The sequence below is a fragment of the Kribbella sp. NPDC056345 genome, assembly GCF_042262745.1.
GTDB lineage: Bacteria > Actinomycetota > Actinomycetes > Propionibacteriales > Kribbellaceae > Kribbella.
The window spans coordinates 143,346-170,137 of sequence record NZ_JBHJQQ010000001.1 but is presented as its reverse complement, the minus strand read 5'-3'; the positions used below and the strand labels follow the sequence as shown (position 1 = coordinate 170,137).

The following is a 26,792-nucleotide window of genomic DNA, read 5'->3' as shown; positions in this document are numbered from 1 at the left end:
ACCGGTGAGGGCCGGTCCTCGGAAAGACGCTGGGCATGCGCTTTCCGGTTTCAGGATAAAGCCCCCGCGGAACCATCTGATTGGCTCCGCGAGGGCTGGGGTGGGGGCTTAACCGGCGAGGCTGAGTAGCGCCGGCCGGTAGAGCGTTTGACCCGATGTCTCGTCGACGACGGCGACCCGGACGGACTCCGGGGTGGCGTCGCCATGCGGTACGGCGAAGACGGCGGTTGCCGGGCGGCCGTCGTACCGGGCGGTGTAGCTGACGAACCGCCAGTCCGCCTCGTCCCAGTAGTCGCGGATGTCGGACCGCAGGAGTCCGGTCACCGCGCGATGGGCTGGGCTGAGGAGGAGCAGGCGATGGGTGGCAGCGAGCGGTACGGCGTTGCTCGCGGTGCCGGCGAGTGGGTGACTGAGCTGGATGCGCAGTCTCCGGAGCGGTAGGAGCCAGTAGCGGTCGAGCTCGGGCGACAGTACGACGAACGCCGCCGCCTCCGCGATCAGGATCAACGCAGCCGGACCGGCCGACCACCATCCTTGGGATGCCGTCAGCGCGGCTGCTGCTGTTGCCGTCAGCAACAAAGCGCGGGCGATCGAGCGTGCTCCCACGGGTTTGGCCGCCGTACCGGCGCAGCCGCAGGAAGCCTCGGGGACCACGAGCTTGGCGTAGACGAGGTAGCCGGTGAAGCCCACGCCGAGTGCGCTTGCCGCCAGTACCTCTGCAGTCCAGGCGGGCGGACTCAGCAGTGCCAGGGCAAGGACCACCTCGATGGCACCGACGGTGAGATAGGCCGGCCTGGCCCGGTTTTCACCGACGAGCTTCGGGAGAGCGGTCTTCGTTGCTTCCTCCGGCCGGGTCAGCTTCCCGTACGACGTCCAGAGGAGGAGCAGTCCGATCAGCAGCGGCTGGGCGGCCGCCACCTGCTGTGCGAACATCGCGGCCCCCGTTTCAGTTCGCCGCGTAGATCGTCGCGAGGTCGATCTCGTTCGTCCCCGGTCGCCAGGCGCCGATCACCTGGACATGCCGGCCGACCTTGAGCATGGACAGGTCCGAGATCGCCGGTGTCCCGTTGTAGACGGCCGCCGTGATCCCTTCCTGCACATGGCCGACGACCTTCTGGCCGTGGTGGTCCAGGTTCAGACCGGTCCGGCCGATCGAGTTGATCATCACGTCCAGGTTGACGATGTTGATCCAGACCGACTCGGCGGCCAGCACGCCGTCCGGCAGTTTCACACCACGCGCGTACAGGCCGTCGCCGATCCTGGCCTGGTCGATCGTGGTCGGCCGGAGCTTCCACACGCTGGTGACTCCGGTCAGCTGAATCTTGTGCAGCCGGCCGTCGGATCCCTGTACCTGCAGGAGATCCTGGTTGCGGCCGGTGATCAGGCCTTCGGCGAAGTTGGGGTCCGGAGCACCCGGCTCCAGCACCTCCGTCGACGCCGCGAAAGCAGCTTCCGGGGCCAGTGATCCCATCGCACTGGCCGCAATCAATCCGGTCGCGCCGAGTGCGGCACGCGTGAGCAGAGCGCGTCGATCCATCGATGAAGTCATCTCAGCTCACCTCATCCCACATCGATGCCGGCCGGAATCAACCCGGCATTCAGACTGGCGATCCGCGTGAACGCCGCCGGGGTCAGGTCCATGACCCGGTTCGACGCGCACGTCCCTCCGCAGCAGGACCGCTCACCACAGAACGACCGGGTTCGCGGCCCACAGTCCGCAATCGACGTCACCACCCGTGAGCCGTTGCACAGGTTGGTTGTCGCATGCCGGAACCCGCACGTCCGCCGGGAAACCCCGGTGACTCCGCACTGGTCCGGCCTGGTGATCGCGTAGCAAGCATCCGACGTATTCGTCCACGCATGCTGCATGTTTCCCGAATGACATGTCCCGCAAGCACCTCTCCCGGTGCTCGCACAAGGTCCCCATGCGTTTCCGCAACAGAACCACGACGCTTCGCCGACAAGTCCGTACATCACATCCATGACGTTCCTCCAGGCCTAGGGGCGGTAAGACCTCAGAACATCTTTGTACTCCTCAGAGCAGAAATCTCCCAGACCTCGACGGAAACGGAAACTTTTTGCCTAACGAGACTCCGGCGACCCGGAAGAAATGGGTGGTGTCCGGCCGGGGGTGGTCGTAGCCTTCCGGGCAGTGACTGGTTCCTGAGAGACGTGCTCCGCCGCCACAGCCAGAGCTGATGGTGGTGATGAGGCACGTCGCGCATCGATCCGAACTCATCGACGCGACCTCAGGAGTCACCAGTGCAGTTGAACCTTCGCTCTGTCGAGGGGGCGGTGGACCTTCTCGCCGCCGAACTCGGCGCCCTTTCCGCTGTCACCGTCCTGCATTCAGGACGTTCTTCGCTCGACTGTCGCGTGCGCGGCAGCCTCCGCGAGCTCCACGCTGCCGCCTCTACTCGTCGGCCGCGATCCCCCTGCCGGGCAGTCCAGGAGACCCGGACTTCCATGCTCCACTGGGCTTCTTGGCGCCCACCACCTTCCGAGTCGGTACGCCGGATGCGCGGCTCAGGCAGGTGTTGATGGCCGAGGTCGAGGCGCGGTTGGGGTGGCGCAACGACCCTCGGGACTGGGCGGTGAACGTGACCGAGTCGGTCGATGGGTGGGTTGCCGAGATCGGGGCCTTGCATTGGGTACGGCGGTTCGGGCGGCTGGAGCGGTTGCCTTGGGCCACTAATCCGGTGGTGGCCGAGGTGCTCGTGCGGCTGGCGAAGATCCGGTCCGGACAGCGAGTGCTGGATCCGTTCTGCGGTTCGGGAACGCTGCTCGTGGCCGCGAACCGGCAGGCGGACGACGTACAGGTGGTTGGATCGGATTGTGCGGCTGGGTCGGTCGAGCTGGCTCGGCGTAATGTCGCCGGACTCCAAATCCAGGTGGAGGTCGGGTTCGCCGAGGCCTTGCCGCAGGCGGATCGGAGCGTGCACCGAGTAGTCGCGAACCTGCCGTTCGGGAAGCGGGTCGGCAGTCATCGCGACAACCAGCGGCTGTACCCGGCCGCGCTCGGTGAGATCGCGCGGGTGCTCACCGGGGATGGGCGTGCCGTGTTGCTGACCGAGGACAAGCGGCTGTTGCGGGAGGCAGTGGCCGGCGTTCGCGGGTTGAAGATCGTGCGCGAGCGGGTGCTGCGGTTCAACGGGGCCACTCCGACGACGTTCGTGCTGATGCCGACCAGGCGTCGATGATGGGGGTGGCGCGGGCGACTGTATCCGGTATACGCTCAAGTGTATCGGTATCGGATACAGTTGAAGTGTTTGTGGAGGGGAGTATTCCGCAACAGCAGTGTCGTCATCACGGGAGGTCACGCGTCCGGAGGATCACTCATGGTTTCTGTCATGCCCCCACAGGTCTGGGTGCTCACGATCGTCGGCCTGATCGCGATCGTCGCCTTCGATCTGATCGTGATCGCGCGCCGGAAACACGCCGTGACGATCAAGGACGCGACCCGGTGGGTGCTGTTCTACGTGGGGCTGGCCGGGCTGTTCGCGGTCGGGCTGTTCCTGTTCAGCGGCGGCAGGACCGGCGGCGAGTTCGTGGCCGGCTACATCACCGAGTACAGCCTGAGTGTCGACAACCTGTTCGTGTTCGTCATCATCATGGCGCGGTTCAGTGTGCCGGCGCTGGCGCAGGACAAGGTCCTGTACATCGGCATCGTGGTGTCGATGCTGCTGCGGGCCGTCTTCATCCTGGCCGGTGCCGCGGCGATCTCGGCGGCCAGTTGGGTGTTCTACATCTTCGGCGCGTTCCTGGTCTACACCGCGATCAAGCTGGCCGTCGAAGGTGAGAACGATGAAGCCGATTTCCAGGAGAACGTGGTCCTTCGCGGTCTGCGCCGGATCCTGCCGCTCGGGCACGACTACGACGGCGCGAAGCTCGCCACCCGTGACGGGCAGAGCGGTAAGCGGCTGCTGACCCCGCTGGTGATCGTGATCTCCGCGATCGGGATGGCGAACGTGATCTTCGCGCTGGACTCGATCCCGGCGATCTTCGGGCTCACCCAGGACGCGTACATCGTGCTGACCGCGAACGCCTTCGCGCTGATGGGCCTGCGCCAGCTGTACTTCCTGATCGGCGGCCTGCTGGAGCGGATCGTCTACCTGAACGTCGGCCTGTCGGTGATCCTCGCGTTCATCGGCGTGAAGCTGATCGTCGAGGCGCTGCACGGTTCGCATATCGACGACATCGGCGCGATCCACCTCCCGCACATCGGCATCATCACCTCACTCAGCTTCATCGCCGCCACCCTGCTCGTCACCACGGCCGCCAGCCTGATCAAGTCGTCGGTTGACGCCCGCCGGGTGCCGGTGAAAGTCAAGACCGAGGACTGAGCCGGACCCCCAGGCCATCACAATTGCGCCGCGCAGGTGTCCCTGAGCGTGGGGACCTCTGCGCGGCGGCAATTGTGGAGTACTGGGGGTCCGGCTCAGACCCGATCCAGCTCCGCGGTCGACGTGCGCAGCCGGGCAAACAGCACGGGGATCGGCGCCAGCAGGAGGCCGGAGGCCACCAATGCGGTGCGGAGACCGGCTCGGCCGGCGAGTGCGCCTAGCGGGGGACCGCCGGCGACCTGGCCGATCGCGTTGGCCTGGGAGACGAACGAGATGACCGTCGCCCGCGAGCGGGACTCGATGTTCCGGTTGAGCCAGGCGGACTCGATCGGCCAGGACAACGCGTCCGCGATACTCCGCAACCACATGGCGGCGAGTGCGAGCCACAAGTTGCCGAGCAGGGCGAACGCCAGCACGCCGATCACCTGCAACAGTGCGAGCAACGCCAGTACGCCGTTCGGATGCGTGGCCGTGAGGCGCTCAGGCGACAGCTTGTTGAGGATGAGCGAGCTGATGAGTGTCAGCAGCGTGCCGACCAGCCCGAGAACTGTGAACCAGAACGCCGGATCCGACGTCCCGAACACGGTCGGGAACTGGAAGCCCAGGATCTTCACCTGCCACAACCGGTCGAACGCCTCACTCGACAACCCGGCGATCAGGCTGATCAGCACGAGTGATCGGACCACCGGCCGCTTCCGAGCCACCGCGAGACCGTGCTTGAACGTGTCGGCCATGTGTTTGAACGTCTCCCGCTCACCAGCCGGCGTCCGGTGGAAGTTCACCTCCCGCATGAACACTGCGAGCAGGACCGCGAGCAGGATCATCACGAGTCCGGACAGCATGATCGGCAGCGCCAGGTTGAGTAGGCCGAGAGCGCCTGCGCAGATGGTGCCGAGGATCGTCCCGCCGAGCCCGAACTGCTGAGTCCGAACCAGTACGGCGGCCACCTGGTCGGCGCCGATCTCGTCGGCCAGCCAGGCCTGGTCGGCGCCCGAGGTGAACGTGTACCCGACTCCCCACAGCACTTGCGCGCCGAGGATCGCGAGGAACGTCGGCGACAGTCCCTGCAGCAGGAACCCGCAACCGATCAGCGCCACGCCGATGACGACCGACAACCGCCGGCTGTACAGGTCGGCGACGATGCCGGTCGGGATCTCGAACAGGAAGCAGGCGAGCTCGAGTGTCGTCCCGACCAGCACGAGCTGCAGCGGACTGAGGCCCGCCTCGCGGACGTAGTACACGGCGGTGAGCGTGAAACACAACGCGGCGCAGAACGACCAGACGGTCTTGTAGGTGCGATAGGTCCGGACCGGATCGGCCGAACGATAGGTGATGGCCATAAAACGTTTGCTCCTGAAAGCGTGCATGACGAAGCGCGGCCCGGGAGTGGGCCGATCGCGGCGTGACGCACAACGGCCGTGACGGCGGTGGTGCGCTTTCAGGAGCTGGCTTGCATGGGACGAGAATAGATGGATTCCCGGCGCGTCCGCCTTCGATTTACCAGGCCGTGCACTCCGAACCGGAGTAGTATCGAAAGTGCCTGGCCCGGCCGTTCCCCCGTGATGGTCGGGTCAGGTCTTTTGTCTAGAACGACTTCCGGTAGCGGGGCTGCCGCTCGGCGATCCGATAGCCGAGCGACCCGTACAGAATGACGCTCCCGGTCGGGTTCTCCGCCAGCGTCCACAGCGACGCCTTCCGTACGCCGTGAGCCCACGACGCCGGTACGCCGGACGCACGCCGACCCATGGGATGTCGTCCTGCCCGCTGATCACCCAACCGGCGAGCTTGTCGCCAACCCAGGCCAAGGTCCACAACCGGTGGTCCGGGTAGTCGTCGGCGACGTCCTGCTCGAACTCCGCGAAGCTGTCCTCAACGTCCGGAATTTCTACCCGCCCACTGGCCCGGTCGGCAGATAGTTGGGGCTCGGCAAAGTCTTGACATAGGTGCTCGTGCGCGGTTGACTGCGAGATAGTTCACAGAGGTAATAAATTGTGGCGCGGTCCGGTGTCGGTGGCTCAGAGCGACTCCGGGCGGCCTGTTGAGGTGCCCGGGTCCGGTGGGAAGTCGCCATCGGGCCATCTGGTGTTTCCCGGGATAGTTGCCTGAGGCAACGCGAGTTTCCCCTTGCCTGCAAGAGATCGGACGAATTCGGTCAAGGTCGGGTATCGAGACCGGGCGAGAGTCTTCCGCCGGCCGTCGTTCTGTGTCATCCTCCCGGTGAGTGAGTCCGAGATCCTATCGGATATCGGTTTCGCTCCGATCGGTGACGGAAAGGATGCGGAGTGAATGCAACGTACGAGGTGAAACCGGCGCCGCCCGCGCCGGCCGCGGTGAAGGCGGTGACCAGGGCGCCGGTGCCCCGCACGGGCCGCTGGACCCAGGCGCGGCGCAGTCTGCGCAGGCATTGGCAGCTCTACCTGCTGGTGATCGTGCCGCTCGCGTACTTCGTGATCTTCAAGTACATCCCGATCAGCAACGCCGTCATCGCGTTCAAGAACTATTCGCCGGTCAAGGGCCCGTGGGGCAGCGACTGGATCGGCTTCAAGAACTTCGAGCTGTTCTTCGCCAACCCCGTGTTCTGGACCCTGGTGAAGAACACGTTCATCCTGGCCGCCTACACCGTGCTGGCCAGCTTCCCGATCCCGATCATCCTGGCGATCGCGCTGAACGAGATCCGCAACGGCCGGTTCAAGAAGATCGTCCAGCTCGTGACGTACGCGCCGTACTTCATCTCCACCGTCGTCGTCGTCTCGATGACGATCCTGGTGCTGTCACCGCGGCTCGGTTTCGTGAACGACGCGATCGGGTTGTTCGGTGTCCCGGCGGTCGACTTCCTCGGTAACCCGGACTACTTCCGGCACATCTACGTGTGGTCCGATGTCTGGCAGACGACCGGCTACTCGGCCGTCATCTACCTGGCCGCATTGGCCGGGATCGATCCTGCCCTGCACGAGTCGGCCCGGATCGACGGCGCCAGCAGACTGCAGCGGATCTGGAACGTCGACCTGCCCGGCATCATGCCGACCGCGGTGATCATTCTGGTGCTCGGCGTCGGCAACATCATGTCGATCGGCTTCGAGAAGGCCTTCCTGCTGCAGAACCCGCTGAACCAGTCGCAGTCCGAGATCATCGCGACCTACGTCTACAAGACCGGTCTGCTGAACGCCGACTTCAGCATGGCGACCGCGGTCGGGCTCTTCAACTCCGTCATCAACCTCGTCCTGCTGGTCGTCGTGAACTTCGTCGCCAAGCGGATCACCGGGAACGGACTCTGGTCATGAGCGTGACATTGCAGGGCTTCCGTCGTACGGCGAAGCAGCCGGAGAGCTCGCACCGGACCGCGATCGAGGAGACCCGGACCGACAAGATCTTCCTGGCGGGGGTCCGGATCATGCTCTGGATCGCGCTGATCGCGGTCGCGGTGCCGATCATCTACATCATCGCGAACTCGTTCAGCAGTGCCTCGGCGGTGAGTGCCGGCCGGGTCCTGCTGTGGCCGGTCGAGCCCAGCCTGAAGGCGTACAAGACGGCGTTCGCGGACCCGGCGATCATGCAGGGCTACCTGAACTCCTTCATCTACGCGATCGGCGGCACGCTGATCAGCGTCACGCTGACGATCGCGATCGCGTATCCGTTGTCCCGCCGGACCTTCTACGGCCGCAACGTGCTGATGAGCCTGATGGTCTTCACCATGCTGTTCTCCGGCGGCTTGATCCCGACCTACCTGGTGGTCCAGGACCTGGGCATGCTGAACACCCGGTGGGCGATGGTGATCCCGAGCGCGATCGGGGTCTGGCAGGTGATCATCGCGCGCACCTTCTTCCGCTCGACCATCCCGGACGAGCTCTACGAGGCCGCCACCATCGACGGGGCGAGCGACCTGCGCTTCCTCTGGTCGATCGTGCTGCCGCTGTCGAAGCCGGTGATCGCGGTGATCGCGCTGATGTACGCGATCTTCCAGTGGAACAGCTACTTCGACGCCCTCATCTACCTCAAGGACCCCGGCCTGTACCCGTTGCAGATCGTGCTCCGCAACGTCCTGATCCTGAATCAGGCCACCACCGGTTCCACCACCCAGAACCTGGCCCAGCAGCTCGACCAGCAGCAACTGGCCAACGTCCTCAAGTACGCGCTCATCGTCATCTCGAGCCTGCCCGTACTGGTCATTTACCCCTTTGTTGCCCGCCACTTCACCAAGGGCGTGATGGTCGGCGCGGTCAAGGGCTGAAAAGCCCTTCTCAGAAAGGAACACAGCAATGCGCGTATCACTGCGCAAACTGTCCGCGCTCGCCGCGGCCGGCTTGCTCGCCACCGTGGCGGCCTGCAGTTCGGACAAGACCGACGGGGCGGCGAACGAGACGTCGGCCGACGGCAAGGTCATCATCGACACGTTCACCCCGGCCGACCAGAACACGAACATGGACACCAACGCGGTGACCAAGATCATGAGCGACAAGTTCAAGATCCAGTTCCGCTGGCAGACCACGACCCTGGACGCCGGGCCGGCCAAGGAGAAGCGGCAGATCTCACTGGCCAGCGGGGACTATCCGGACCTGTTCTTCCTGATCCCGTGGGTGGACGGCTTCACCCAGGCCGATGTGCTCAAACTCGGTCAGCAGGGGGTCGCCCTGCCGCTGGAGAACCTGATCAAGGAGAACGCTCCGAACATCCAGAAGTTCCTGGACGAGAACAAGGACTACAAGCAGGAGTCGACCGCACCGGACGGGCACATCTACGCCCTGCCGCAGTGGGCGGACTGCTACCACTGCAGCCGGCCGGACAAGCTGTGGATCAACTCGACCTGGCTGAAGAAGCTCAACCTGCCGATGCCGAAGACCACCGAGGACCTGCGCAAGGTGCTCCAGGCCTTCAAGACCCAGGACCCGAACGGCAACGGCAAGGCCGACGAGGTCCCGATGACCGCGGACATCCAGAACAGCGCGCTGATCCCGTACCTGATGAACGCGTTCGCCTACGACCCGGTCGGTGCCAACAACGGTGTCCGCTCGCTGCTCACGCTGAACGGCGACAAGGTCGTCACACCGGTGAACAGCCCGGAGTGGAAGGAAGGCCTGAAGTACATCGCCTCCCTCTACAAGGAAGGCCTGATCGACCAGGCGGCGTTCACCCAGAACGCCCAGGCGTTGCAGGCCCTGGGCAACGACCCGAAGGCGATCCGGATCGGCTCCGGACCGATGCTGCACCCGTACATCTTCGTACAGTCCGACTCCAAGGACGGCCGGGACAAACAGTACGACGCCGCCCCGCCGCTGACCGGTCCGCAGGGCAAGAGCTACACCGGCTATCAGTACCTGACCTCGACCAACTACACGTTCCTGCTGACCAACAAGGCCAGCAAGGAGGCCCAGGTCGCGGCGATCAAGATGCTGGACTGGATCTTCACCGACGAGGGTCAGATGATCGGTGGGATGGGCCCGGAGGGTGTCGGCTGGACCAAGCCCGGCCCTGGTGATGTCGCGCTGGACAAGGACACCAAGCCGCTCTACAAGCCGAAGCCGGACAGTCCGAAGAACAGCAGCTGGGGTGCGCTTACGCAGTACCACAACGTCCTGGCGTACCGGAACGCGCAGGTCGTCCCGCTCGACATCTACTCCGGGGCCGGCTACGAGCGGCGGCTGTTCCAGGCCACCAAGCTGTACGAGGGCCACGAGGACAAGTCGCAGCTCTACCCGCAGGCCGTGGTCTGGCCGGACCCGAGCCTGAGCAGTGAGACGGCGACACTGCAGACCAACCTCCAGAACTACGTGAACCAGAACCAGTTGGCGTTCATCACCGGCTCGAAGAACATCGACGCCGAGTGGGACACCTACGTGAAGGGTCTGGAGAGCACGGGAATGCCGCGCTACCTGGAGATCAACCAGCAGGCGTACGACAAGTACAAGTCCGGGAGCAAGTAGCACTCATGTCCCACGAGCTGTGGTTCCGTACTCCCGCGCCGGACTGGTTCGAGGCGTTGCCGGTGGGCAACGGGCACCTCGGAGCGAAGGTGTTCGGCCGGGTCGGTGCGGAGCGGATCGCGCTGAATCTCGATGATGTGTGGTCCGGCGACGGGCCGCGCACGCTCGACGTGACGGGCGGTCCGGAGGCGTTGGCCGACGTACGGCGGCTGTTACTGGCTGACGGTGATCGGTTGGCAGCGACCGAGCGGACCCGGGATCTCCAGGGTCCGCTGGTCGAGTCGTACCAGCCGCTGGCCGATCTGTTGATCCAGACGGTCGGGGAGCCTGGTGACTATCGCCGGAGCCTTGATCTGCGGACCGGCGTGGTCGGCGTCGACTACACAGTGGAGGGGACGCGGTTCCGGCGCGAGACCTATGTGTCCGCGCCGGACCAGGTGCTGGTCTGGACGATCACGGCCGACCGGGCCGGGGCGATCGATCTGGACCTCGGCGTGGAGAGTCAGCACCCGATCAGTCCGGTAGTTGCTGACGGCATCTATGGTGCGGTTGGTCATGCGCCGTCCGACTTGACCATCGAGTATCGCGAGAGCCCGGATCCGATCCAGTACCGCGATGGTCATGGCATCGGGTTCGGGATCGCGCTGAAGGTTCACCACGAGGGTGGCGCGGTGGTGGTGTCCGAGGACGGTGTGACCGTTCGTGGTGCGGACAGCGTGACCGTGCTGCTGGCTGCGGCGAGCACGTTCGAAGGGTGGTCGGTTCCGCCCGGCCGAGATCCGCGGACCGCGTTGCGCACGGCAACCGACATACTGAAGGCTGTTGAGCTGGACAAGCTGCGTGAGCGGCACATCGAAGATCACCAGCGGTTGTATCAAAGGGCTGAACTCCAGCTGGACAACGACGATCGGGCCGCGCTCACCTTCAACCTCGGTCGCTACCTGCTGATCGCGTCGTCGCGGCCGGGGACACAGGCGGCCAACCTGCAAGGGATCTGGAACGAGGATCGCCGGCCGATGTGGGCCAGCGACTGGACCAACAACATCAACACCCAGATGAACTACTGGCCCGCCGACGTCACCGGGCTGAGTGAGTGCTTCGAGCCACTCATCGACAACCTGGAGACCTTGGCTGCCTCCGGCGCGAACACGGCCAAGATCCTGTACGACGCTCCCGGCTGGGTGTCGCATCACAACTCCGACATCTGGGCAGCGACCTGGCCGGTCGGCGAAGGCGGTGACGATCCGGTCTGGGCGATGTGTGCGACGTGCGGTGTCTGGCTGACCGCGCACCTGATGGAGCATTACCGGTTCGGTCAGGATCTCGACGTACTGCGGGATCGGTCCTATCCATTGATAGCCGGTGCCGCGGAGTTCGTGCTCGCGATGCTGGTCGAGGACGGCGACGGCCGGCTGCAGTTCGTTCCGTCGACCGCGCCGGAACATCACTTCGTCCTGCCGTCGGGGGAGAAGGCCTCGGTCGACCTGACGTCGACGTACGACATCTGGTTGATCCGCGAGCTCTTCGCCAACCTCGCCGAGGCCGAGACCGCGCTAGGGCTGACATCCGGGCTCAATGAACGTGCGCAAGCAGCGCGGGAGCGGTTGCCGGAGATCGGCATCACCGCCGACGGCCGACTGAACGAGTGGCCGACCGACTGGACGCCGTCCGAGGTCAACCACCGCCACCAATCGCATCTCTACGGTCTGCACCCGGGTGCGGAGATCGATCCAGCCCGTACGCCGGAATGGGCGGAGGCAGCGCGGAGATCGCTGACCGTGCGGACCGATGGTGCGACGAACGGCGGGTGGACCGCGGCGTGGCTGGTGGCGTTGTGGGCGCGGTTGTTCGAGGCGGAGAAGGCGTACGAGGTCATCCAGGACTACCTGGCCCGGCTGGTCTCGGACAACCTGCTGCACCGCGACGGTGACATCTTCCAGATCGACGCGAACTTCGGCATGACCGGATGCATCCCAGAGTTGCTGATCCAGAGCCACACCGACGTGATTCGGCTGCTGCCTGCGCTTCCCGCGGCTTGGCAGGACGGCTCGTTCCGCGGGCTGCGGGCTCGTGGGGGACTGGTCTTCGACGTCACGTGGCGGAGTGGGCAGGTCACTGCAGCGACGGTTGTTGCTTCGCGCACCGGAACGCACCGGATCGCGATCCAGGACAGAGAAGTTGTTGTCAGCCTCACCGCCGATCAGCCGATGGAGCTGATTAGGTAAGGTAAACCTTCGTGAAGAAACTAGTGGGAATCGTCGTCGTGACTGCGGTCCTGGCGCTGGCCGGCTGTGGTGGTAGTGACACGAAGAGTGCCAGCACCGGGGCCGGGGACAAGGAAGTGGCGACCGGCGGGCGGCTGTTCAAGACCGCTGACTCGGAGACCGCCAAGCTCGGCTCGGACGCGCAGCCGGGGGCTTTCCCGCGGACCGTGAAGCACTCGCTCGGCGAGGCCAAGCTGGACAAGAAGCCGACCCGGGTCGTGGTGCTGGACAGCGGCGAGCTGGACGACGTGCTCGCGCTCGGCATCACGCCGGTCGGGATGGCGACCAACACCGGGCAGAACGGCGTTCCGTCGTACCTGGCCGACAAGGCGCAGGGAATCAAGACCGTCGGTAACGTCAGCGAGCTGAACCTCGAGGCGATCGCCGCGCTGAAGCCGGACCTGATCCTGGGCAGCAAGCTGCGTGCCGCCACGCTGTACGACAAGCTGAACGCGATCGCCCCGACGGTGATGAGCATCCGGCCCGGGTTCCCCTGGAAGGAGAACTTCCTGCTGGTCGCGGACGCGGTCGGCGAGGAGGACAAGGCCACCCAGATCCTGAACGACTACCAGAAGCGCGCCGACGAGGTGAAGGGCAAGGTCCAGGGGTCGCCGACGATCTCGCTGGTCCGGTTCCGCCCGGCCGAGATCCGGCTGTACGGCAACCTGTCGTTCATCGGCGTGATCCTGAAGGACATCGGCCTGCCGCGGCCGAAGGTGCAGGACGTCCAGGACCTCGCGGTCGAGGTCTCCGAGGAGAACATCGGCCAGGCCGACGGCGACTGGATCTTCTACTCCAGCTTCGGCCCGATCACCGGTACCAAGGAGAACCAGGTCATCAACGGCAACCTCTGGAAGGCCCTCCCCGCCGTCAAGGCCGGCCACGCCAAGCGAGTCAACGACGAGGTCTGGTTCCTCGGCCTCGGCCCGCTCGGCGCGATGGACACCCTCTCCGACCTCGAAACCCTCCTCACCACCCAAAACTAACGTCCGAAGATCCGGAGACCACGCCTACGGATCCTTCGGACGTTGTTGGAGGGGCGCACGTAACGTCCGAAGATCCGGAGACCAGCCCTGCGGGTTCTTCGGACGTTGCGGGGTTAGCGGATTGGTTGCCAGTCGGTGAAGGTGGTTGCGCCGGGGGTGGATTGGGTGCGGTGGAGGATTCGGCCGTCGGGGTGGCGGATGACCAGGGCCAGGCGGTTGTCGGGGCGGCGTTGGACGACGGGGTCGTCGGCGGCCGCGCCGGCCAGACTGTCCCAGCCCCCGAACGGGCCGTTGGCGGTGGCCTGGCGTGACCACCAGATGCTGCCGTCCGCGGCTCGGGCGAACACCGCCAGGCGACCCGCCTCCTGCTCGACCAGGACCGGGTCGTTCGCGGGGGCGGCGCCGAGGCTCGTCCACGGAGTGAATCCGGTGCCCGACTGAGTGGACTGGTAGACGACGGACAGGGCGCCTTCCCAGCGACGTGCCATCAGTACCAGGCGACCGTCAGCTTGCCGGGCCACGGTCGGTCCGCCGTCGAAGGAAGGCGAGCCACCCGCGATCTGCCAGCCTGTCCACGTGGTGCCGGCCTGCTGGTTGAACCAGATCTGGCCACCGGCCTCCTTCGCCGCCTTGGCGAACAGCACCAGCGAACCATCCTGATTGGTACCGATCACGGGTTGACCCGCTGGGCTGGCGCCGAGGTCTTGCCACGTGCTCCCGAAAGCCCCGTTCGGCGCCTGCTGGACGTTCACGTAGACCCGGGAGCCCGGTGCCTCGTTCCGTCGGGTGACGACGACCAGACGGCCGTCTGCCATCCGCCCGGCCACCGGGTCGCCCGCGCTGGCTGAGCCGGCCAGCTGACCCCAGCCCGGGTGGCCGCCGTTCGGCGCTGACTGCAGGTTCCACCAGATCGATCCGTCGGCAGCCCGGGAGAACAGTGCTACCCGGCCATCGGGTTGCCGCGCCGCAATCGGTCGGCCTGCCGGGCTGGCGCCGAACTTGGTCCACGACCCGTACCCGGTCGCCGCCTCGGTCGAACTCCAGGTGTTTGCTTCACACCGGTTCGCGGTGTGGCCCAGCACGGTCAGCCGGCCGTCCTGCTGCGCAACCAGCTCAGGCTTGGTCCCGCTGGTGAAGGCGAGTGGTGCCTGCGCGTGGGCGAGCCGGTAGGCCCAGTAGTTGCCGCCCGGAGGTTCGGTGGCGAAGTACACGTCCAGCTCGGAACCGTCCGCGATCATGCCGTACGCGTTCCGCACGATGCCCGAGTTGTGGTTGTACTTGTACCCGCTGTGGCACTCGGTCAGCCGGCCCACCACGCTCCAGGTACCGGTCCCCGACCAGATCGCGGAACCGGCGATCCGGTTGATCTCTACGTCCGGCTGGACGCGCTCGTTACCGGCGCCGGTGTCGCGGGACATCAGGAACTCGTCGCGCGCCGGGTCGTAGATGAACGACGCGTTGTGCAGCCACGGCCCGCCGCCGGGCTCAGGAGTGAGACCGTCGATGGGGAGCTGGATGCGCGGTCCGATGTTCGGGTTGTTGGCGTCGCTGAGGTCGATCTCGCGCCGCACCACGTTGCCCACGCCGCTGTAGAACACCAGTAACCGGCCGGCGCCGTCGATCGAGGTCACACTCGGCTGTCCGACCCCCCAGGCCCCAGGGCCGAAGGGTCCGTCGGTGGACGCGTCCAGGAGTGCGTTTCGGCTGAGCTTCCACGGGCCCTGCGGCTGGTCGGCATAGGCGACACCGACCACGTTGATCGGGTCCGCGCCGGGGTGCTTGCCGAGGTCCGGGTAGCCCAGGACGAACATCGCCCAGCCGTAGGTGTGCCCGTCGTACCGGAACGAGCCGCGAACCACCTCGGGATCGCAGATGTGGTTCGAGGCCCAGGCCGGTGTGTCAGCCGCTTGCGGGTTGAGTGGGAACTGGACCGCTCCCCACGCATACGTGCCGTCGGCGCGGCGGGTTCCGTAGTTCATGCCGACGTGGTCCCAGGTCTGGCCGGGAACCCGGTTGGCGCAGGTGTAGACCATGCGCTCGGTCGGTGAGAGCTGCACGATCGAGGGTGCGTACATGTAGAACGGTCCGCTGCCGGGCGGGACCGGTACGCCGGCGTTCGGGGCAGCCTGGGGATTCCAGGTACCGGCGGGCTCGGCCGCATGGGCCGGGAGGGCGAACTGGACGGCCAGCAACAGCGCAACCAGGGCGATTCGGGCGAGACGCATGGGCACATCGTGTGGGGAGCGGCCCACGGCCGCCACCGTTTCAACGCTGGGTGAATCCCGCTAAAACCATGGACAACGGGGCTAGTCCGGTACGCGGCCGCGGTCGGTGACCGGGACGTCCGGTGCGTACCGCGCGACGGCCGCCACGAGATCGTCGTACGGCATGGCACGTCCGATGACCTCGTGCGCGCCGGGCCACGGCCGGGACGGGCCCCAGGCCTTCGAGCTGCGGGGGAGGGTTTCGTCGTCGTGCAGCAGTACGACGAGGTATGGCTCCCACTCGTCGTCCTCGGCGCTGCCGAGCGGCCGCTCGATCCGGCAGATGCCGCGGACCTCGGTCCACCGCACTGTGCGTTGTTGCGTGCCACCGAGATGCACACCGACGGCGTCGATCGACAGCAGTACGTCGTCCTCGTCGGCCTGCTGCCGTTCCTCCAGTGCCGTGATCGCGCCGATCGCCAGCAGGAACGGCATCCCGAGCGCGAAGATCAGCGGACTGCCGCCCCAGGACAGCCAGATCGTCTCCAGCGCGTTGCGCACCGAGTCGCCCTGGGCGCGCGCGACCACGATGGCCAGCAGCGTGACCAGCACCTCGGCCCCGACCAGCAGTGCGCAGAAGAGCAGCATCGTCTTCGTGGTGCCCAGCCCATGTCGCTTGACGACAAACGGCTCCACACTTTGGTCAGGCGGCATACACCGCATTGTCAGTGTTGTCCGCCGAACGCACCAGCGCTCTCACACATGTCTAATCACTTCGGCCCGAACGGTCGTCCGCAAGGATGAAATCCCCGTACAGAAGCCTGCGCGGACTTTGGCAGAGCCGGAGAGTCCGCAACAATCGGCTCATGTCCAACCGCACCGCGACACTCGCGCCCAAACGGCCGCCGCAACGGGCCGATGCCCGTCGTGCGCGGAAGAACGGCAAGTGGCGTCGTGGCTGGTTCATAGCGGTGCTGGCGATTCTCTCCGCGCTGCCGCTGCTCTTCCACCGCTGGGTGCCGAACTCGTTCGGCAACATGGGCAGTCTCCTCGACACGTTCCTTCCGTGGGTGGGCCTCGCCGTACCGATCCTCGGCCTTGCAGCGCTGGTACGGCGTTCTGCCATCGCCGGCGTGGCGCTGCTGCTGCCCGCGGTGGTGTGGGGCGGGATGTTCGGCAACCAGCTGATACCGCAGTCGACGGGTGGTGCCTACGACCTGCGGGTGCTGTCGCACAACGTGGATGCGGCCAACCCGGACCCGGAGCGCACGGCACGGGACCTGCTGGCCGCCGACGCGGATGTCGTCGCGCTCGAGGAGCTGACGGCGGCGGATCTCAAGGTCTACAAGGCTGCTTTCGCGAAGAAGTACCCGCACCAGGTGACGCGGGACACGGTCGCGCTCTGGTCGAAGTACCCGGTCGAGGAGAGCGAGTCGGTCGACGTCGGCTTCGCCTGGACCCGGGCGTTGCGGGCCGAGGTCGACACCCCGGAGGGCAAGGTCGCGGTGTACGTCGCGCACCTGGCCTCGGTCCGGGTCGGCACCAGCGGCTTCACCTCCGACCAGCGCAACAAGACGATCCGGGCCCTCGGCCGGCAGATCGCCGACGAGAAGCTGGCCGGCGTGATCGTGATGGGCGACTTCAACGGTACGGCGACCGACCGCAGCCTCGCGCCGCTGACCGCCGGTCTGCGCTCGGCCCAGGGCGCGGCCGGGCACGGGTTCGGCTTCACCTGGCCGTCGAGTTTCCCGATGGCGCGGATCGACCACATCCTCGTCCGCGGCGTCGAGCCGACCAAAGCGTGGGTGATGGCGCCGACCGGCAGCGACCACCGCCCGGTTGTTGCCGAACTCAAGATCTGACCGGTACCGGACTGTAGTGAAGACTTACCCACCCCCATGGCACGGTCGTTGAAATCAGGAGTAACGTTCCTGAGCGGTAACAACACTGTGCGTCATAGCTTTGTGCTTATGACAGATGGGGAGGGCCGATGCTGCCACTTGACTCCGTCCTGAGACTGGATGCGACCGCGGTCGACTACGTCATCATCGCGACGTACTTCGTCTTCGTGCTGGGCATCGGGTACCTGGCCAAACGCGCGGTCTCGAACAGCCTGGACTTCTTCCTGTCCGGCCGCTCGCTGCCCGCCTGGGTGACCGGCCTGGCCTTCATCTCGGCCAACCTCGGCGCGATCGAGATCATGGGGATGTCCGCGAACGGCGCGCAGTACGGCATGCCGACCGTGCATTACTTCTGGATCGGCGCGATCCCGGCGATGCTGTTCCTCGGTGTCGTGATGATGCCGTTCTACTACGGCTCCAAGGTCCGCAGTGTGCCGGAGTTCATGCTGCGCCGGTTCGGCAAACCCGCGCACCTGGTGAACGCGATCAGCTTCGCCGTCGCGCAGGTGCTGATCGCGGGCGTGAACCTGTTCCTGCTGGCCACCATCGTGAACGTGCTGCTCGGCTGGCCGATCTGGGTGTCGGTGATCGTGGCCGCGGTGATCGTGCTCAGCTACATCACCCTCGGCGGCCTGTCCGCGGCGATCTACAACGAGGTGCTGCAGTTCTTCGTGATCGTCGCCGCGCTGCTGCCGCTGACGATCGTCGGCCTGCACAAGGTCGGTGGGTACCAGGGCCTGATCGACAAGGTCACCGCGTCGAAGGGTGGCGCCGAGCAGCTGAGCGCCTGGCCCGGGCAAGAGCTGAGCGGGTTCACCAGCAGCAGCTTCCTGTCGGTGATCGGGCTGGTCTTCGGTCTCGGGTTCGTGCTCTCGTTCGGCTACTGGACGACGAACTTCGTCGAGGTCCAGCGGGCGATGGCGTCCAAGAACATGTCCGCGGCGCGGCGCACCCCGATCATCGGTTCGTTCCCGAAGATGTTCATCCCGTTCATCGTGATCATCCCGGGCATGATCGCGGCGGTCGCCGTACCGGAGTTGCAGCAGTTCAAGGAGGCCGGTGGCACCGGTGGCAACGTCACCTACAACGACGCGTTGCTGCTGCTGATGCGCGACCTGTTGCCGAACGGCATGCTGGGCCTGGCGATCACGGGTCTGCTGGCGTCGTTCATGGCCGGTATGGCGGCGAACCTGAGCTCGTTCAACACGGTCACCACCTACGACCTGATCGAGCGGTACATCGTGAAGGACCGTAGCGACGACTTCTATCTGCGGACCGGCCGCTGGGTGACGGTCGCCGGCACGGTGATCGCGATCGGTACGGCGGCGATCGCCTCCGGCTACAGCAACCTGATGGACTACCTGCAGCAGCTGTTCTCGTTCTTCAACGCACCGCTGTTCGCCACGTTCATCCTCGGTATGTTCTGGAAGCGGATGACCGCGGCGGCCGGCTGGATCGGTCTGGTCAGCGGTACGGCGACCGCCGTGCTGGTGTTCATCCTGTCCGAGACCGGCGTGATCACGTTGCCCGGTCAGGGCGCGAGCTTCGTCGGCGCGGGTGCGGCCTTCGTGGTCGACATCCTGGTCAGCGTCGTGGTCAGCAAGGTCACCAGAGCCAAGCAGGAGTCCGAGCTGGTCGGCCTGGTCTACTCGCTGACGCCCAAGGAACAGCGCACCGAGGCGGCCGGCGAGGGTGATCACGGCTGGTACCGCAAGCCGGTGCTGCTGGCCGGGATCTCGCTCGGCATGGTCATCGTCCTGAACATCGTCTTCGGCTGACGAGGAGAGTCTGATGGCAGAGAAGAAGAAGGCCGGAGCGTTCGACATCCGGGTCGTCATCGCGTCCCTGATCGGCTTGTACGGCGTGATCCTGACGGTTCTCGGCATCGTCGAGAAGCAGGCGGAGATCGACAAGGCGGCCGGGATCAACATCAACCTGTGGGGCGGAATCGCGATGCTGGTGTTCGCGGGACTGTTCGTGCTCTGGGCCCGGTTGCGGCCGATCGTCGTACCGGTCGAGGAGTAACCCAGGTCACATCTGCTCGTTGTGGGACCAGTAGCTCTACTGGTCCCACAACGGAGGGTGTTTCGTGGCCGAACCCCGAAATTTGTCCAGACGGGTGTTCCTCGCCCGGATCGGTGTGCTGGGTGCGGCGCTGGGCGGTGGCGGCCTGCTCACGCGCGGTCTGCTCAATCCCGCTGATGCCGCGACGAACCCGTTGCTTCCGCCCGCGGTGGACCTCGTCCGCCCGGTCCTCGCGGCGCTCGCCCGCGACACTCTGAACGGGCTGACCGTCTTCGCGCTGCCCGGCCCGGACCAGTACTCCCGCACCCAGGGCGCCAGGAGCCGCACGCCCGGCGCTCTCGATGCGGGCGCGACGGACTTCATGATCAACGCGTTGGACAACTTCGTCCCGTTCCCGGACGCGCTCGCCCAGCCGATCAGCGCGGCGCTGGTGACCGGCCTGGCCGACTCGGGTGTGAACCTGCCAGGTCTCGAAGTACTGCCGGCCGAGCTGCGCAGCCTGGACCAGGCCTTCGCGGCGGTGCTGCAGAGCGACGAGGCGATTCCGCTGTCGTTCCCGATCGCCGGCCTGCTGAACCTGATGGCGACCCAGGTGAATCCGGCCGCTGTGAACGGCCCGCACCTGTCGCCGTTCGCGCGACTCACCTACGCCGAGAAGGCCCGTGCGTTCGAGCTCATCGAGAAGACCGACTCAGACCTGGTCGCGTTGCTGGACGTGCAGTTCCCCGAGCCGCTGAAGGCATCGGTCTCCGGGCTGCTCAAGTTCGTCGGCGGCGCGCTGATCGAGTTCGCGACCTTCGGTGCGTACGGCGAGTACGGCGTACTGGATCGGTCCACCAAGACGCTGCGCCGGCGACCGGTCGGGTGGACGCTCACCGGCTATCAGCCCGACGGTCCGGTCGAGGGCTGGGACGACTTCATCGGCTACTACCAGGGACGCAAAGAGGTGCACGACTGATGCGCGATGTGATCGTGATCGGAGCCGGTGGTGGTGGACCGGTGGTCGCCAAGGAGCTGGCCGCGAAGGGCCTCGACGTCCTGCTGCTCGAGGCCGGCCCGCGGCACGCGAAGCCGCGCGAGGAGTGGTCGACGTTCGAGGAGGACGCGAACAACCCGCTGACCGGCTACTTCCGGCTCGGCCCGACGGATCGTTCCAAGCCGGCCTGGTACCGGGAGTGGCCGCAGAACTCGTTCGTCTGGCAGCTGTCCGGTGTCGGCGGGACCACGCAGCATTTCTACGGCAACTACCCGCGGGCTTATCCGGGAGTGTTCGCCGGGTATGAAGGTGCCGATCGCAACGAGTACGACGTCAACCATCGCTTCCCGTTCTCGTACGGCGAGATGGTCCCGTACTTCGAGTGGGTCGAGGCGATCATGCCGGTCCAGACGGCGGCGATGGGGACCAAGGAGCAGCTGTTCTTCAAGGGGGCCGAGACGATGGGGCTCCCGGTGCAGACCACCAAGACGACTCTTCGGGCTTCCTATCGGCCACAGGAGAACGCGATCCTGCAGCCTGGTGGTACTGCTGGTCGCACTGCCGACAAGAACCTGTTGAACTATCCTCAGGCGACCGGTTGCACCTTCTGCGGTTACTGCTTCCAGGGGTGCATGCGGCCGAAGGGGGCCCCGCGCAACCAGTTCGCGAAGCGCTCGACGGACAACAGCTACGTCCCGATGGCGCTCACGGCCGAGGTCTGGTCCCGTGGCGGCAAACCGGCCGAACTGATCGCGGATGCGTATGTGACCCGGGTCCACACCGAGACGAGGCACGGCGTACTGACTGCGTCCGGGGTCACGTGGCGGGACAACGTGACGGGTGACGAGCATCGCGAGGACGCCCGGGTCGTGGTGATGTCCGGTGGGTGCACCGAGAATCCACGGCTGTGGTTCAACAGCGGCCTGCCGAACCCGAACGGCTGGGTCGGGCGGGGCTACACCGACCACTTCTTCGACTGGATGATCGGTTCGTTCGACGACTACACCGGCAACCCCAAGGGGGTCGGATCGAGCGCGCGGCTGGACTACCCGCCGTACGGGGGTCTGGAGAACGTCGGCCTGCCGCCGGCACTGAACGCGTTCGCGGGCACGCTGTCGGACAGCGGGATCCGCGGGCAGTACAAGAACGGCCGCGGCCAAACCGGGCCATGGGACGGACCCGCCGGGCGGGTGATGGGCCCGGAACTCAAGGAGTTGGTTGCCGGCGGCATCGACAAACTCCTCACCGTCCTGGTCATCACCGACGACGACGTCGAAGCCCAGAACCGGGTCACCACCTCCGCGCTGCCGGCCGATGAGAACGGCCCGATCCCCAAGGTCACCTTCCAGCAGCGCAAGCGGACGAAGCGAACCCTGAAGAACCGCGAGTTCATGGCCCGCAAGGCAGCCGAGCTCCTCCGCGGCGCAGGCGCTAAGAAGGTGTACCGGATCGACTGGGCGCCCCTCATCCTGCACGTCCAGTCATCGATGCGGATGGGCTCCTCAGAGCACAACTCGGTGCTCGATTCCACCGGTGAGACTCGCGCCGTGAAGCGTCTCTTCGTCGCCGACAACTCAGCCCTGTCGAACGGCCTCGGCGGCCCGAACCCCACGCTGACCTCACAGGCGCTGGCGACCCGGACCGCGGAGAAGATCTTCGAAACCTACTTCGGCGGCGACCCGTGGGTCCGCACCAGCGCCCCCGTCGTCTCGACCGATCCACGCATCAGCGTGCGGCTGGGGCAGCTCGGTCTGTAGCCGTCAGCGGTCCTGTTCCTGGAGTACTTCCAGGCACAGGGCCGCGTGCTGGCGCACAACGTCGTACGGCGAGCTCAGACCGCGAGTCGCCTCCACTACCTCGTCCGCTGAGATCTCGCAGTACCCCCGCCCAGGCTTGAGCTCTTCGGCAATCGCCTCCGGCCAGCGCTCGACGGACTCCTCCAGGGGGCCGTAGTCCAGAGGGAGGGGTGCGATCGCCCGGTCGCGGAAGCTCGTGTACGGCGCACAGATGGCGGTCACGATGACGTCGTCCGGGAGGCGGCCGATCTTCTCGACCACCAGATCCAGTCGGCCGAGGAACGCCAACGCTCGGGCGATCCACGCCTGATCCGCGCCACCGAGCCGGGTCAGCGCCGTGTCCAGTGCCTGGGTCACGCTGTCATCGGCCAGACCGATCTCGCCCAGCAGCTTGGCTGCCTGCCACGCCTGGTCCTCGACGCCGAGCCGCGCGACCAGACCGGGCACCGCCGCCCGGCCCAGGCGGCGCAGCGCCTCCTCGGCCGCCTCGCTGCCGATCGGCCCGCTGAACGAGCCGAGCCGGGACAGGTAGTACGCGGCCCGCTCGGACTCCGGAAGTGCCGCAACCCGCGCAACCTCAGCGGCCCGTACGTCGAGTTCGGGGAAATGCCGGCCGACCTCGCTCGGGGTGAGGATGTTCCGGACCAGCAGTTCGTGGTGCTCGTCGTCGATCACCAGAACCAGGAAGTCCGGGCCGACGACGCCGCTGGTCCGGAGACATGTCCGGACCTCCCGGCAGACCCGGACGAGCATCATGAGATAGCCCTGGAAGGTCGACTCCCAGTTGTCCCGGCAGGCTTCGGCGGTCAGCGCTTGTTCCCACTGCTGAGCCTCAGGCAGCCAGTCGTCGTCTAAGTGCTCCCAGTCGAACAGGCTCCAGCGAAGATCCGGCTGGTCCTCGAGCGGATGCTGCTTGAGCTCCTCGACGCTGTTCACCCCGAGGCTCGGCCGCGTGATCACCCCGTCCTGCTCGCGGTAGATGCCGCCCAGTGCCGCGGCATAGAACTCCGAGTCACGGCGTGCGAGGACGACCGAGCCGATGGCGGCCTCCAGCGCATCGCTCAGGGTGTGCTCGAAGGTCGCCCAGTCCAGGGATGCGGTCACACGGGCATCCTTCCACTCGACCCAGATCGGTGCTACGACCCACGGCGGTTCTTGAATTGATCTGAACCAGGTGGGGGATCTCTGCGTGTGGTGGGGCAAGAACGTCATGTTGCTCCATCACAAGGGGATTCTGATGTCTGTTCGTAAGTTTGTGCTGCCTGTTTTTGCGGCTGGGGTTGGGATTGCGGTTGTTGTTGCGGGGGTTGCCTTCGCTCATGACGATCCGCAGGGGGCGCAGCCGGATCAGGGGCATGCCGGTCATCACGTCGCGGTCGCTGGATCGGCGACGGGTTACCAGAGTTCGTCGAAGGCGCCTGCGGTGTACTTCGCGGCAGGTTTGAGTGGGCGTAACGAGGTGCCGGCGGGCGGTGATCCGGATGGCCGGGCGATGGCCGTCGTACGGGTCAAGGCGGACCAGGTCTCGTATGCGATCCGCTGGCAGGGCGTCTCTGCGCCGAAGGCGTTCCATATTCACCAGGGTGTGGCCGGTGTGAACGGTGGGGTGAAGGTCGACTTCCTTGGTTCGGACATCCCGGCCGGCGTACAGGCGATCACTGGGAGTGTGAAGGTCAGTGATGCGGCGCTGCTGGAATCGATCCGGACGAACCCGGCTGGGTTCTATCTGAATCTGCACACTGCTGAGTTCCCCGGTGGTGCGGTCCGGGGGCAGTTGCACACGCTGAAGCGGGCCGTCGACCTGAACGGCGTACTGAACGGCAGCATCGCGGACAACCTGCAGTCGGTTGCCGATGGCAAGCAAGAGGTGCCTGGGCCGAAGCCGGTCGGTGATCCGGACGGGCGGGCCGCGTGGTTGCTGCAGGCGGCCGGGGACAAGGTGTCGTTCGCGACGGTCTGGAGCGGGATCGGCGCGCCGACCAACGGGCACATCCACTCCGGGGCGCGCGGGGTGAACGGGCCGGTCGTGGTCGACTTCTTTGCTGATGCGGACGGCCTGCCGGCTTCGGTGACGGGGGTTGCTGGGACGACGACCGTGACTGCCGACCTGGCTGGGCGGATTGCCAAGAACCCGGCCGAGTTCTACACCAACCTGCACACTGGTGAGTTCAGTGGTGGTGCGGTGCGTGGGCAGCTGGCTAAGAACAAGGGTGGTCAGCCGCGGGCACTGCAGGCGGCAGTAGTCGGTGGCTCGCAGATCTACCGGTGTGCGGCGCAGCCGGGTGGTGGGTTCGCCTTCGGGCAGTTCGGAGTGGCGGCCGTCCTGCGGGACGGGATCCTGCACTCGTTCACCAAGCCGGTCGACGGCCCGCCGCAGTGGATCGCACCGGACGGTACGGCGGTCACCGCGACTGTGGTCACCAAGTCGGCGAACGGTGACGGCAATATCCCGGAGTTGCTGCTGGAGGCTCGTCAGGTCGGCGGCCGCAGCGGGATCCTCGCGGACACCACCCAGATCCTGCGGCTGAACACGGTCGGCGGAGTCGCGCCGGCCGGCAGCTGCGACCCGGAGACCCAGGCTGTCGTGTCGGTGCCCTACCAGGCGGACTACCTGTTCCTCGGGTGAGCGTGTCCGTTTGACGAACATCGGCGTCCGGTCGGGTCCTGCCGGCCGGACGCCGCTTTTCGTAGTCTCGAAGTACCCGAACAGGAGGAACTCCGAGATGACGATCACCTCTGACAGGCCCGAGCTGTCATCGCTGGCACAGCAGTACGCCGCCGACGGCTTCGTGCTCGTGAAAGGCCTGCTCAGCAAGGAAGAGGCGGCGTACTATCGCGGCCGCAGCCACGACCTGCTGGCGCAGCTGAACCGTAACGACGACCCGACCTGGCAGTCCGCGATGGGCCTGGCCGACGGGGCCACCCGGCTGCAACACCTGCACGACGCGCAGTTCTACGACGCCGAGTTCGCGAAGCTGCTGGTCGACCCGCGGTTCACCGACGTGGCCGCTGCGGTGATGGGTGTGGACAACGTCCAGCTGCACCACACCAAGCTGTTCGTGAAGCCGCCGGAGAACGGGTCGCCGTTCCCGCTGCATCAGGACCACCCGTTCTTCCCGCACAAGTACCACCGGGTCGGGGCGGCGATCTTCCACTTCGACGACGCCCCGATCGAGAAGGGCTGTGTCCGGATCATCCCGGGCAGCCACAGGTCCGGGCCGCGGGAGCACGATCCGGAAGGGTCGTTCCACCTGACCGACGTCCCGTTCGATGATGCGACACCGCAGCCGGCCGAGGCGGGCGACGTACTGTTCTTCACCTACCTGACCGTGCACGGCTCCGGGGTGAACGTGAGCGACCAGCCACGGACCACCTGGCTGGTCCAGTACCGCGACCCGGCGGACCCGCCGACGGTCAAGACCCATGAGTGGTCGCTCGGCCAGGGCATGATGCTGCGAGGAGTCGACCCCACCGGCAGGAGCAATGTTTGACGCTCGCGCACGTCGCTGACGCGGACCGTTTCGTCGACCTTGCCGGACTGCTCGAGTCCTGCGAGGTCGACGGGTTCCGCGCGGACTTCCTGAGCTGGGGGCACTACCGCCCGGAGTACTGGCGCAACTACTGGCACACGCACTCGTTCCACGAGGTCTGCCTCGCCTACTCCGGCTCCGGCCGCTTCAACAACGGGGACACGCAGTACGACGTACAGCCGGGCACTGTCTTTCTTGCCCGCCCGGGCGATGTTCACGAGATCGAGTCGAGTCGTTCGGAGCCGTTGGGGATCGCCTTCTGGGGCTTCACCCTCCGCCCAGGGTCTGACGAACCGGGATGGTGGTCCGGACTCACGCGAGCCCACGGGCCCGTCATGTCGGACCGGGTCGGCACTCTGCCCGCTCTGATCACCGCACTCGCTTCTGAGGCAGCTGCTCCCGTCTCCGGCTACAGCGCCGTACTGAGTGCTCTTGGTGGTGCTCTGGTCCTTGAGACTGCCCGTGCGTTCGCACTCGACGACGACCTGGCTGTTGAGCCGGTACGGCGCGACCGCGGGCTGCTGGTGGTCGAGGCGATGCAGCGGCACCTGCGTGACAACCTGTCCCGGCCGATCACGGTCAGGGATGTGGCGGCCGTCGTACACCTGTCTGAGCGACATGCGGAGCGGCTGTTCACCCAGCAGACCGGTGCGTCGATCATGGCAACGCTCTGGCGCCTCCGGCTCGAGCTGGCTGCCCAGCTGCTGCTGGACCCAGCGCTGACAGTCACCGAGGTGGCTCGGACCTGCGGGTACTCAGACGTCCGCCCGTTCTCCACTGCCTTCAAACGCCACTACGGACGCACACCCGGCGAGCACCGGCGGTCCGGCGGGACAGAGTTCGTCTAGA

The 26,792-nt window shown here is 66.2% G+C and carries 23 protein-coding genes; 16 read left to right on the top strand and 7 right to left on the bottom strand.

Going from position 1 to position 26,792, the window contains the following annotated elements; genetic code table 11:
* Positions 1 to 108: 108 nt before the first annotated feature.
* Together ACFCV3_RS00770 and ACFCV3_RS00765 are read right to left on the bottom strand one after the other, a co-directional pair.
* On the bottom strand, positions 109 to 933 hold the full coding sequence (locus ACFCV3_RS00770; protein WP_376024832.1) for a MauE/DoxX family redox-associated membrane protein: 825 nt from the start codon (positions 931 to 933) through the stop codon (positions 109 to 111).
* 13 nt (positions 934 to 946) lie between these two features.
* Positions 947 to 1,549, bottom strand: a complete 603-nt coding sequence (locus ACFCV3_RS00765) for a cell wall protein (protein ID WP_376024830.1) — start codon at positions 1,547 to 1,549, stop codon at positions 947 to 949.
* Between the two features lie 90 nt (positions 1,550 to 1,639).
* Here ACFCV3_RS00765 and ACFCV3_RS00760 point away from each other — a divergent pair, with 90 nt between their 5' ends.
* The 3 genes from ACFCV3_RS00760 to ACFCV3_RS00750 all read left to right on the top strand — a co-directional run bounded on the left by ACFCV3_RS00760 (position 1,640) and on the right by ACFCV3_RS00750 (position 4,343).
* Positions 1,640 to 1,834: a hypothetical protein gene (locus tag ACFCV3_RS00760; RefSeq protein ID WP_376024829.1), complete on the top strand. Its 195-nt coding sequence runs from the start codon at positions 1,640 to 1,642 to the stop codon at positions 1,832 to 1,834.
* Positions 1,835 to 2,483: 649 nt separating this feature from the next.
* On the top strand, positions 2,484 to 3,200 hold the full coding sequence (locus ACFCV3_RS00755) for a TRM11 family SAM-dependent methyltransferase (RefSeq protein ID WP_376024827.1): 717 nt from the start codon (positions 2,484 to 2,486) through the stop codon (positions 3,198 to 3,200).
* A gap of 138 nt (positions 3,201 to 3,338) precedes the next feature.
* Positions 3,339 to 4,343 carry a TerC/Alx family metal homeostasis membrane protein gene (locus ACFCV3_RS00750; protein WP_376024826.1) on the top strand — a complete coding sequence of 335 codons (1,005 nt, stop codon included), beginning with the start codon at positions 3,339 to 3,341 and terminating at the stop codon, positions 4,341 to 4,343.
* A gap of 95 nt (positions 4,344 to 4,438) precedes the next feature.
* On the opposite strand, the gene ACFCV3_RS00745 is transcribed toward ACFCV3_RS00750, so the two are convergent.
* Both ACFCV3_RS00745 and ACFCV3_RS00740 read right to left on the bottom strand, forming a co-directional pair.
* Complete coding sequence (locus ACFCV3_RS00745; RefSeq protein ID WP_376024824.1) at positions 4,439 to 5,683, bottom strand: MFS transporter; 1,245 nt, start codon at positions 5,681 to 5,683, stop codon at positions 4,439 to 4,441.
* Positions 5,684 to 5,927: 244 nt separating this feature from the next.
* Positions 5,928 to 6,089: a hypothetical protein gene (locus ACFCV3_RS00740; protein WP_376024822.1), complete on the bottom strand. Its 162-nt coding sequence runs from the start codon at positions 6,087 to 6,089 to the stop codon at positions 5,928 to 5,930.
* A 536-nt stretch (positions 6,090 to 6,625) separates the two neighbouring features.
* On the opposite strand from ACFCV3_RS00740, the gene ACFCV3_RS00735 reads away from it, so the two are divergent.
* The 5 genes from ACFCV3_RS00735 to ACFCV3_RS00715 are packed head-to-tail and all read left to right on the top strand — an operon-like array spanning position 6,626 to position 13,511.
* Positions 6,626 to 7,624, top strand: a complete 999-nt coding sequence (locus tag ACFCV3_RS00735; RefSeq protein ID WP_376024820.1) for an ABC transporter permease — start codon at positions 6,626 to 6,628, stop codon at positions 7,622 to 7,624.
* Complete coding sequence (locus ACFCV3_RS00730) at positions 7,621 to 8,571, top strand: carbohydrate ABC transporter permease (protein WP_376024819.1); 951 nt, start codon at positions 7,621 to 7,623, stop codon at positions 8,569 to 8,571. Before ACFCV3_RS00735 ends, ACFCV3_RS00730 begins: the two co-directional genes overlap by 4 nt.
* A gap of 28 nt (positions 8,572 to 8,599) precedes the next feature.
* Positions 8,600 to 10,261 (top strand): ABC transporter substrate-binding protein, encoded by a 1,662-nt coding sequence (locus ACFCV3_RS00725; protein WP_376024817.1) that lies wholly within the window; start codon positions 8,600 to 8,602, stop codon positions 10,259 to 10,261.
* A 5-nt stretch (positions 10,262 to 10,266) separates the two neighbouring features.
* Positions 10,267 to 12,486, top strand: coding sequence for a glycoside hydrolase N-terminal domain-containing protein (locus ACFCV3_RS00720; protein ID WP_376024815.1), 2,220 nt, complete (start codon positions 10,267 to 10,269; stop codon positions 12,484 to 12,486).
* 11 nt (positions 12,487 to 12,497) lie between these two features.
* Entirely contained in the window at positions 12,498 to 13,511 is a 1,014-nt protein-coding gene (locus ACFCV3_RS00715; protein ID WP_376024813.1) for an ABC transporter substrate-binding protein, read from the top strand.
* A gap of 113 nt (positions 13,512 to 13,624) precedes the next feature.
* Here ACFCV3_RS00715 and ACFCV3_RS00710 read toward each other — a convergent pair whose 3' ends face one another.
* Together ACFCV3_RS00710 and ACFCV3_RS00705 are read right to left on the bottom strand one after the other, a co-directional pair.
* The gene (locus ACFCV3_RS00710) at positions 13,625 to 15,736 is read right to left on the bottom strand and encodes a hypothetical protein (protein WP_376024812.1); all 2,112 of its coding nucleotides are present in this window, start codon (positions 15,734 to 15,736) and stop codon (positions 13,625 to 13,627) included.
* An 81-nt stretch (positions 15,737 to 15,817) separates the two neighbouring features.
* Positions 15,818 to 16,429, bottom strand: coding sequence for a hypothetical protein (locus ACFCV3_RS00705; protein ID WP_376024810.1), 612 nt, complete (start codon positions 16,427 to 16,429; stop codon positions 15,818 to 15,820).
* A 152-nt stretch (positions 16,430 to 16,581) separates the two neighbouring features.
* Here ACFCV3_RS00705 and ACFCV3_RS00700 point away from each other — a divergent pair, with 152 nt between their 5' ends.
* From ACFCV3_RS00700 to ACFCV3_RS00680, 5 genes are all read left to right on the top strand, one after another.
* Complete coding sequence (locus tag ACFCV3_RS00700; protein WP_376024808.1) at positions 16,582 to 17,577, top strand: endonuclease/exonuclease/phosphatase family protein; 996 nt, start codon at positions 16,582 to 16,584, stop codon at positions 17,575 to 17,577.
* 131 nt (positions 17,578 to 17,708) lie between these two features.
* Positions 17,709 to 19,394 (top strand): sodium:solute symporter family protein, encoded by a 1,686-nt coding sequence (locus tag ACFCV3_RS00695; RefSeq protein WP_376026421.1) that lies wholly within the window; start codon positions 17,709 to 17,711, stop codon positions 19,392 to 19,394.
* Positions 19,395 to 19,407: 13 nt separating this feature from the next.
* On the top strand, positions 19,408 to 19,641 hold the full coding sequence (locus ACFCV3_RS00690) for a hypothetical protein (RefSeq protein WP_376024806.1): 234 nt from the start codon (positions 19,408 to 19,410) through the stop codon (positions 19,639 to 19,641).
* Positions 19,642 to 19,705: 64 nt separating this feature from the next.
* The gene (locus tag ACFCV3_RS00685; RefSeq protein ID WP_376024804.1) at positions 19,706 to 20,599 is read left to right on the top strand and encodes a hypothetical protein; all 894 of its coding nucleotides are present in this window, start codon (positions 19,706 to 19,708) and stop codon (positions 20,597 to 20,599) included.
* Positions 20,599 to 22,374 carry a GMC family oxidoreductase N-terminal domain-containing protein gene (locus ACFCV3_RS00680; RefSeq protein WP_376024802.1) on the top strand — a complete coding sequence of 592 codons (1,776 nt, stop codon included), beginning with the start codon at positions 20,599 to 20,601 and terminating at the stop codon, positions 22,372 to 22,374. Before ACFCV3_RS00685 ends, ACFCV3_RS00680 begins: the two co-directional genes overlap by 1 nt.
* Before the next feature lie 3 nt (positions 22,375 to 22,377).
* Here ACFCV3_RS00680 and ACFCV3_RS00675 read toward each other — a convergent pair whose 3' ends face one another.
* Complete coding sequence (locus ACFCV3_RS00675) at positions 22,378 to 23,517, bottom strand: DUF4303 domain-containing protein (protein ID WP_376024800.1); 1,140 nt, start codon at positions 23,515 to 23,517, stop codon at positions 22,378 to 22,380.
* A 133-nt stretch (positions 23,518 to 23,650) separates the two neighbouring features.
* Between ACFCV3_RS00675 and ACFCV3_RS00670 the strand changes: the two genes are divergently transcribed.
* The 3 genes from ACFCV3_RS00670 (at position 23,651) to ACFCV3_RS00660 (ending at position 26,791) form a co-directional block, all read left to right on the top strand.
* Positions 23,651 to 25,039 carry a CHRD domain-containing protein gene (locus ACFCV3_RS00670; RefSeq protein WP_376024798.1) on the top strand — a complete coding sequence of 463 codons (1,389 nt, stop codon included), beginning with the start codon at positions 23,651 to 23,653 and terminating at the stop codon, positions 25,037 to 25,039.
* 97 nt (positions 25,040 to 25,136) lie between these two features.
* The gene (locus ACFCV3_RS00665; protein WP_376024796.1) at positions 25,137 to 25,904 is read left to right on the top strand and encodes a phytanoyl-CoA dioxygenase family protein; all 768 of its coding nucleotides are present in this window, start codon (positions 25,137 to 25,139) and stop codon (positions 25,902 to 25,904) included.
* Positions 25,901 to 26,791 carry a helix-turn-helix domain-containing protein gene (locus ACFCV3_RS00660; protein WP_376024795.1) on the top strand — a complete coding sequence of 297 codons (891 nt, stop codon included), beginning with the start codon at positions 25,901 to 25,903 and terminating at the stop codon, positions 26,789 to 26,791. Before ACFCV3_RS00665 ends, ACFCV3_RS00660 begins: the two co-directional genes overlap by 4 nt.
* Position 26,792 lies beyond the last annotated feature (1 nt).

Excerpts from the sequence above, each read along its gene's own strand:
- ACFCV3_RS00690 (WP_376024806.1), top strand. The coding sequence starts at position 19,408 with ATGGCAGAGAAGAAGAAGGCCGGAGCGTTCGACATCCGGGTCGTCATC.
- ACFCV3_RS00750 (WP_376024826.1), top strand. The coding sequence starts at position 3,339 with ATGGTTTCTGTCATGCCCCCACAGGTCTGGGTGCTCACGATCGTCGGC.
- ACFCV3_RS00680 (WP_376024802.1), top strand. The coding sequence starts at position 20,599 with ATGCGCGATGTGATCGTGATCGGAGCCGGTGGTGGTGGACCGGTGGTC.
- ACFCV3_RS00760 (WP_376024829.1), top strand. The coding sequence starts at position 1,640 with ATGACCCGGTTCGACGCGCACGTCCCTCCGCAGCAGGACCGCTCACCA.
- ACFCV3_RS00720 (WP_376024815.1), top strand. The coding sequence starts at position 10,267 with ATGTCCCACGAGCTGTGGTTCCGTACTCCCGCGCCGGACTGGTTCGAG.
- ACFCV3_RS00725 (WP_376024817.1), top strand. The coding sequence starts at position 8,600 with ATGCGCGTATCACTGCGCAAACTGTCCGCGCTCGCCGCGGCCGGCTTG.
- ACFCV3_RS00665 (WP_376024796.1), top strand. The coding sequence starts at position 25,137 with ATGACGATCACCTCTGACAGGCCCGAGCTGTCATCGCTGGCACAGCAG.
- ACFCV3_RS00765 (WP_376024830.1), bottom strand. The coding sequence starts at position 1,549 with ATGACTTCATCGATGGATCGACGCGCTCTGCTCACGCGTGCCGCACTC.
- ACFCV3_RS00705 (WP_376024810.1), bottom strand. The coding sequence starts at position 16,429 with ATGCCGCCTGACCAAAGTGTGGAGCCGTTTGTCGTCAAGCGACATGGG.
- ACFCV3_RS00670 (WP_376024798.1), top strand. The coding sequence starts at position 23,651 with ATGTCTGTTCGTAAGTTTGTGCTGCCTGTTTTTGCGGCTGGGGTTGGG.
- ACFCV3_RS00745 (WP_376024824.1), bottom strand. The coding sequence starts at position 5,683 with ATGGCCATCACCTATCGTTCGGCCGATCCGGTCCGGACCTATCGCACC.
- ACFCV3_RS00700 (WP_376024808.1), top strand. The coding sequence starts at position 16,582 with ATGTCCAACCGCACCGCGACACTCGCGCCCAAACGGCCGCCGCAACGG.
- ACFCV3_RS00770 (WP_376024832.1), bottom strand. The coding sequence starts at position 933 with ATGTTCGCACAGCAGGTGGCGGCCGCCCAGCCGCTGCTGATCGGACTG.
- ACFCV3_RS00730 (WP_376024819.1), top strand. The coding sequence starts at position 7,621 with ATGAGCGTGACATTGCAGGGCTTCCGTCGTACGGCGAAGCAGCCGGAG.
- ACFCV3_RS00710 (WP_376024812.1), bottom strand. The coding sequence starts at position 15,736 with ATGCGTCTCGCCCGAATCGCCCTGGTTGCGCTGTTGCTGGCCGTCCAG.
- ACFCV3_RS00740 (WP_376024822.1), bottom strand. The coding sequence starts at position 6,089 with ATGGGTCGGCGTGCGTCCGGCGTACCGGCGTCGTGGGCTCACGGCGTA.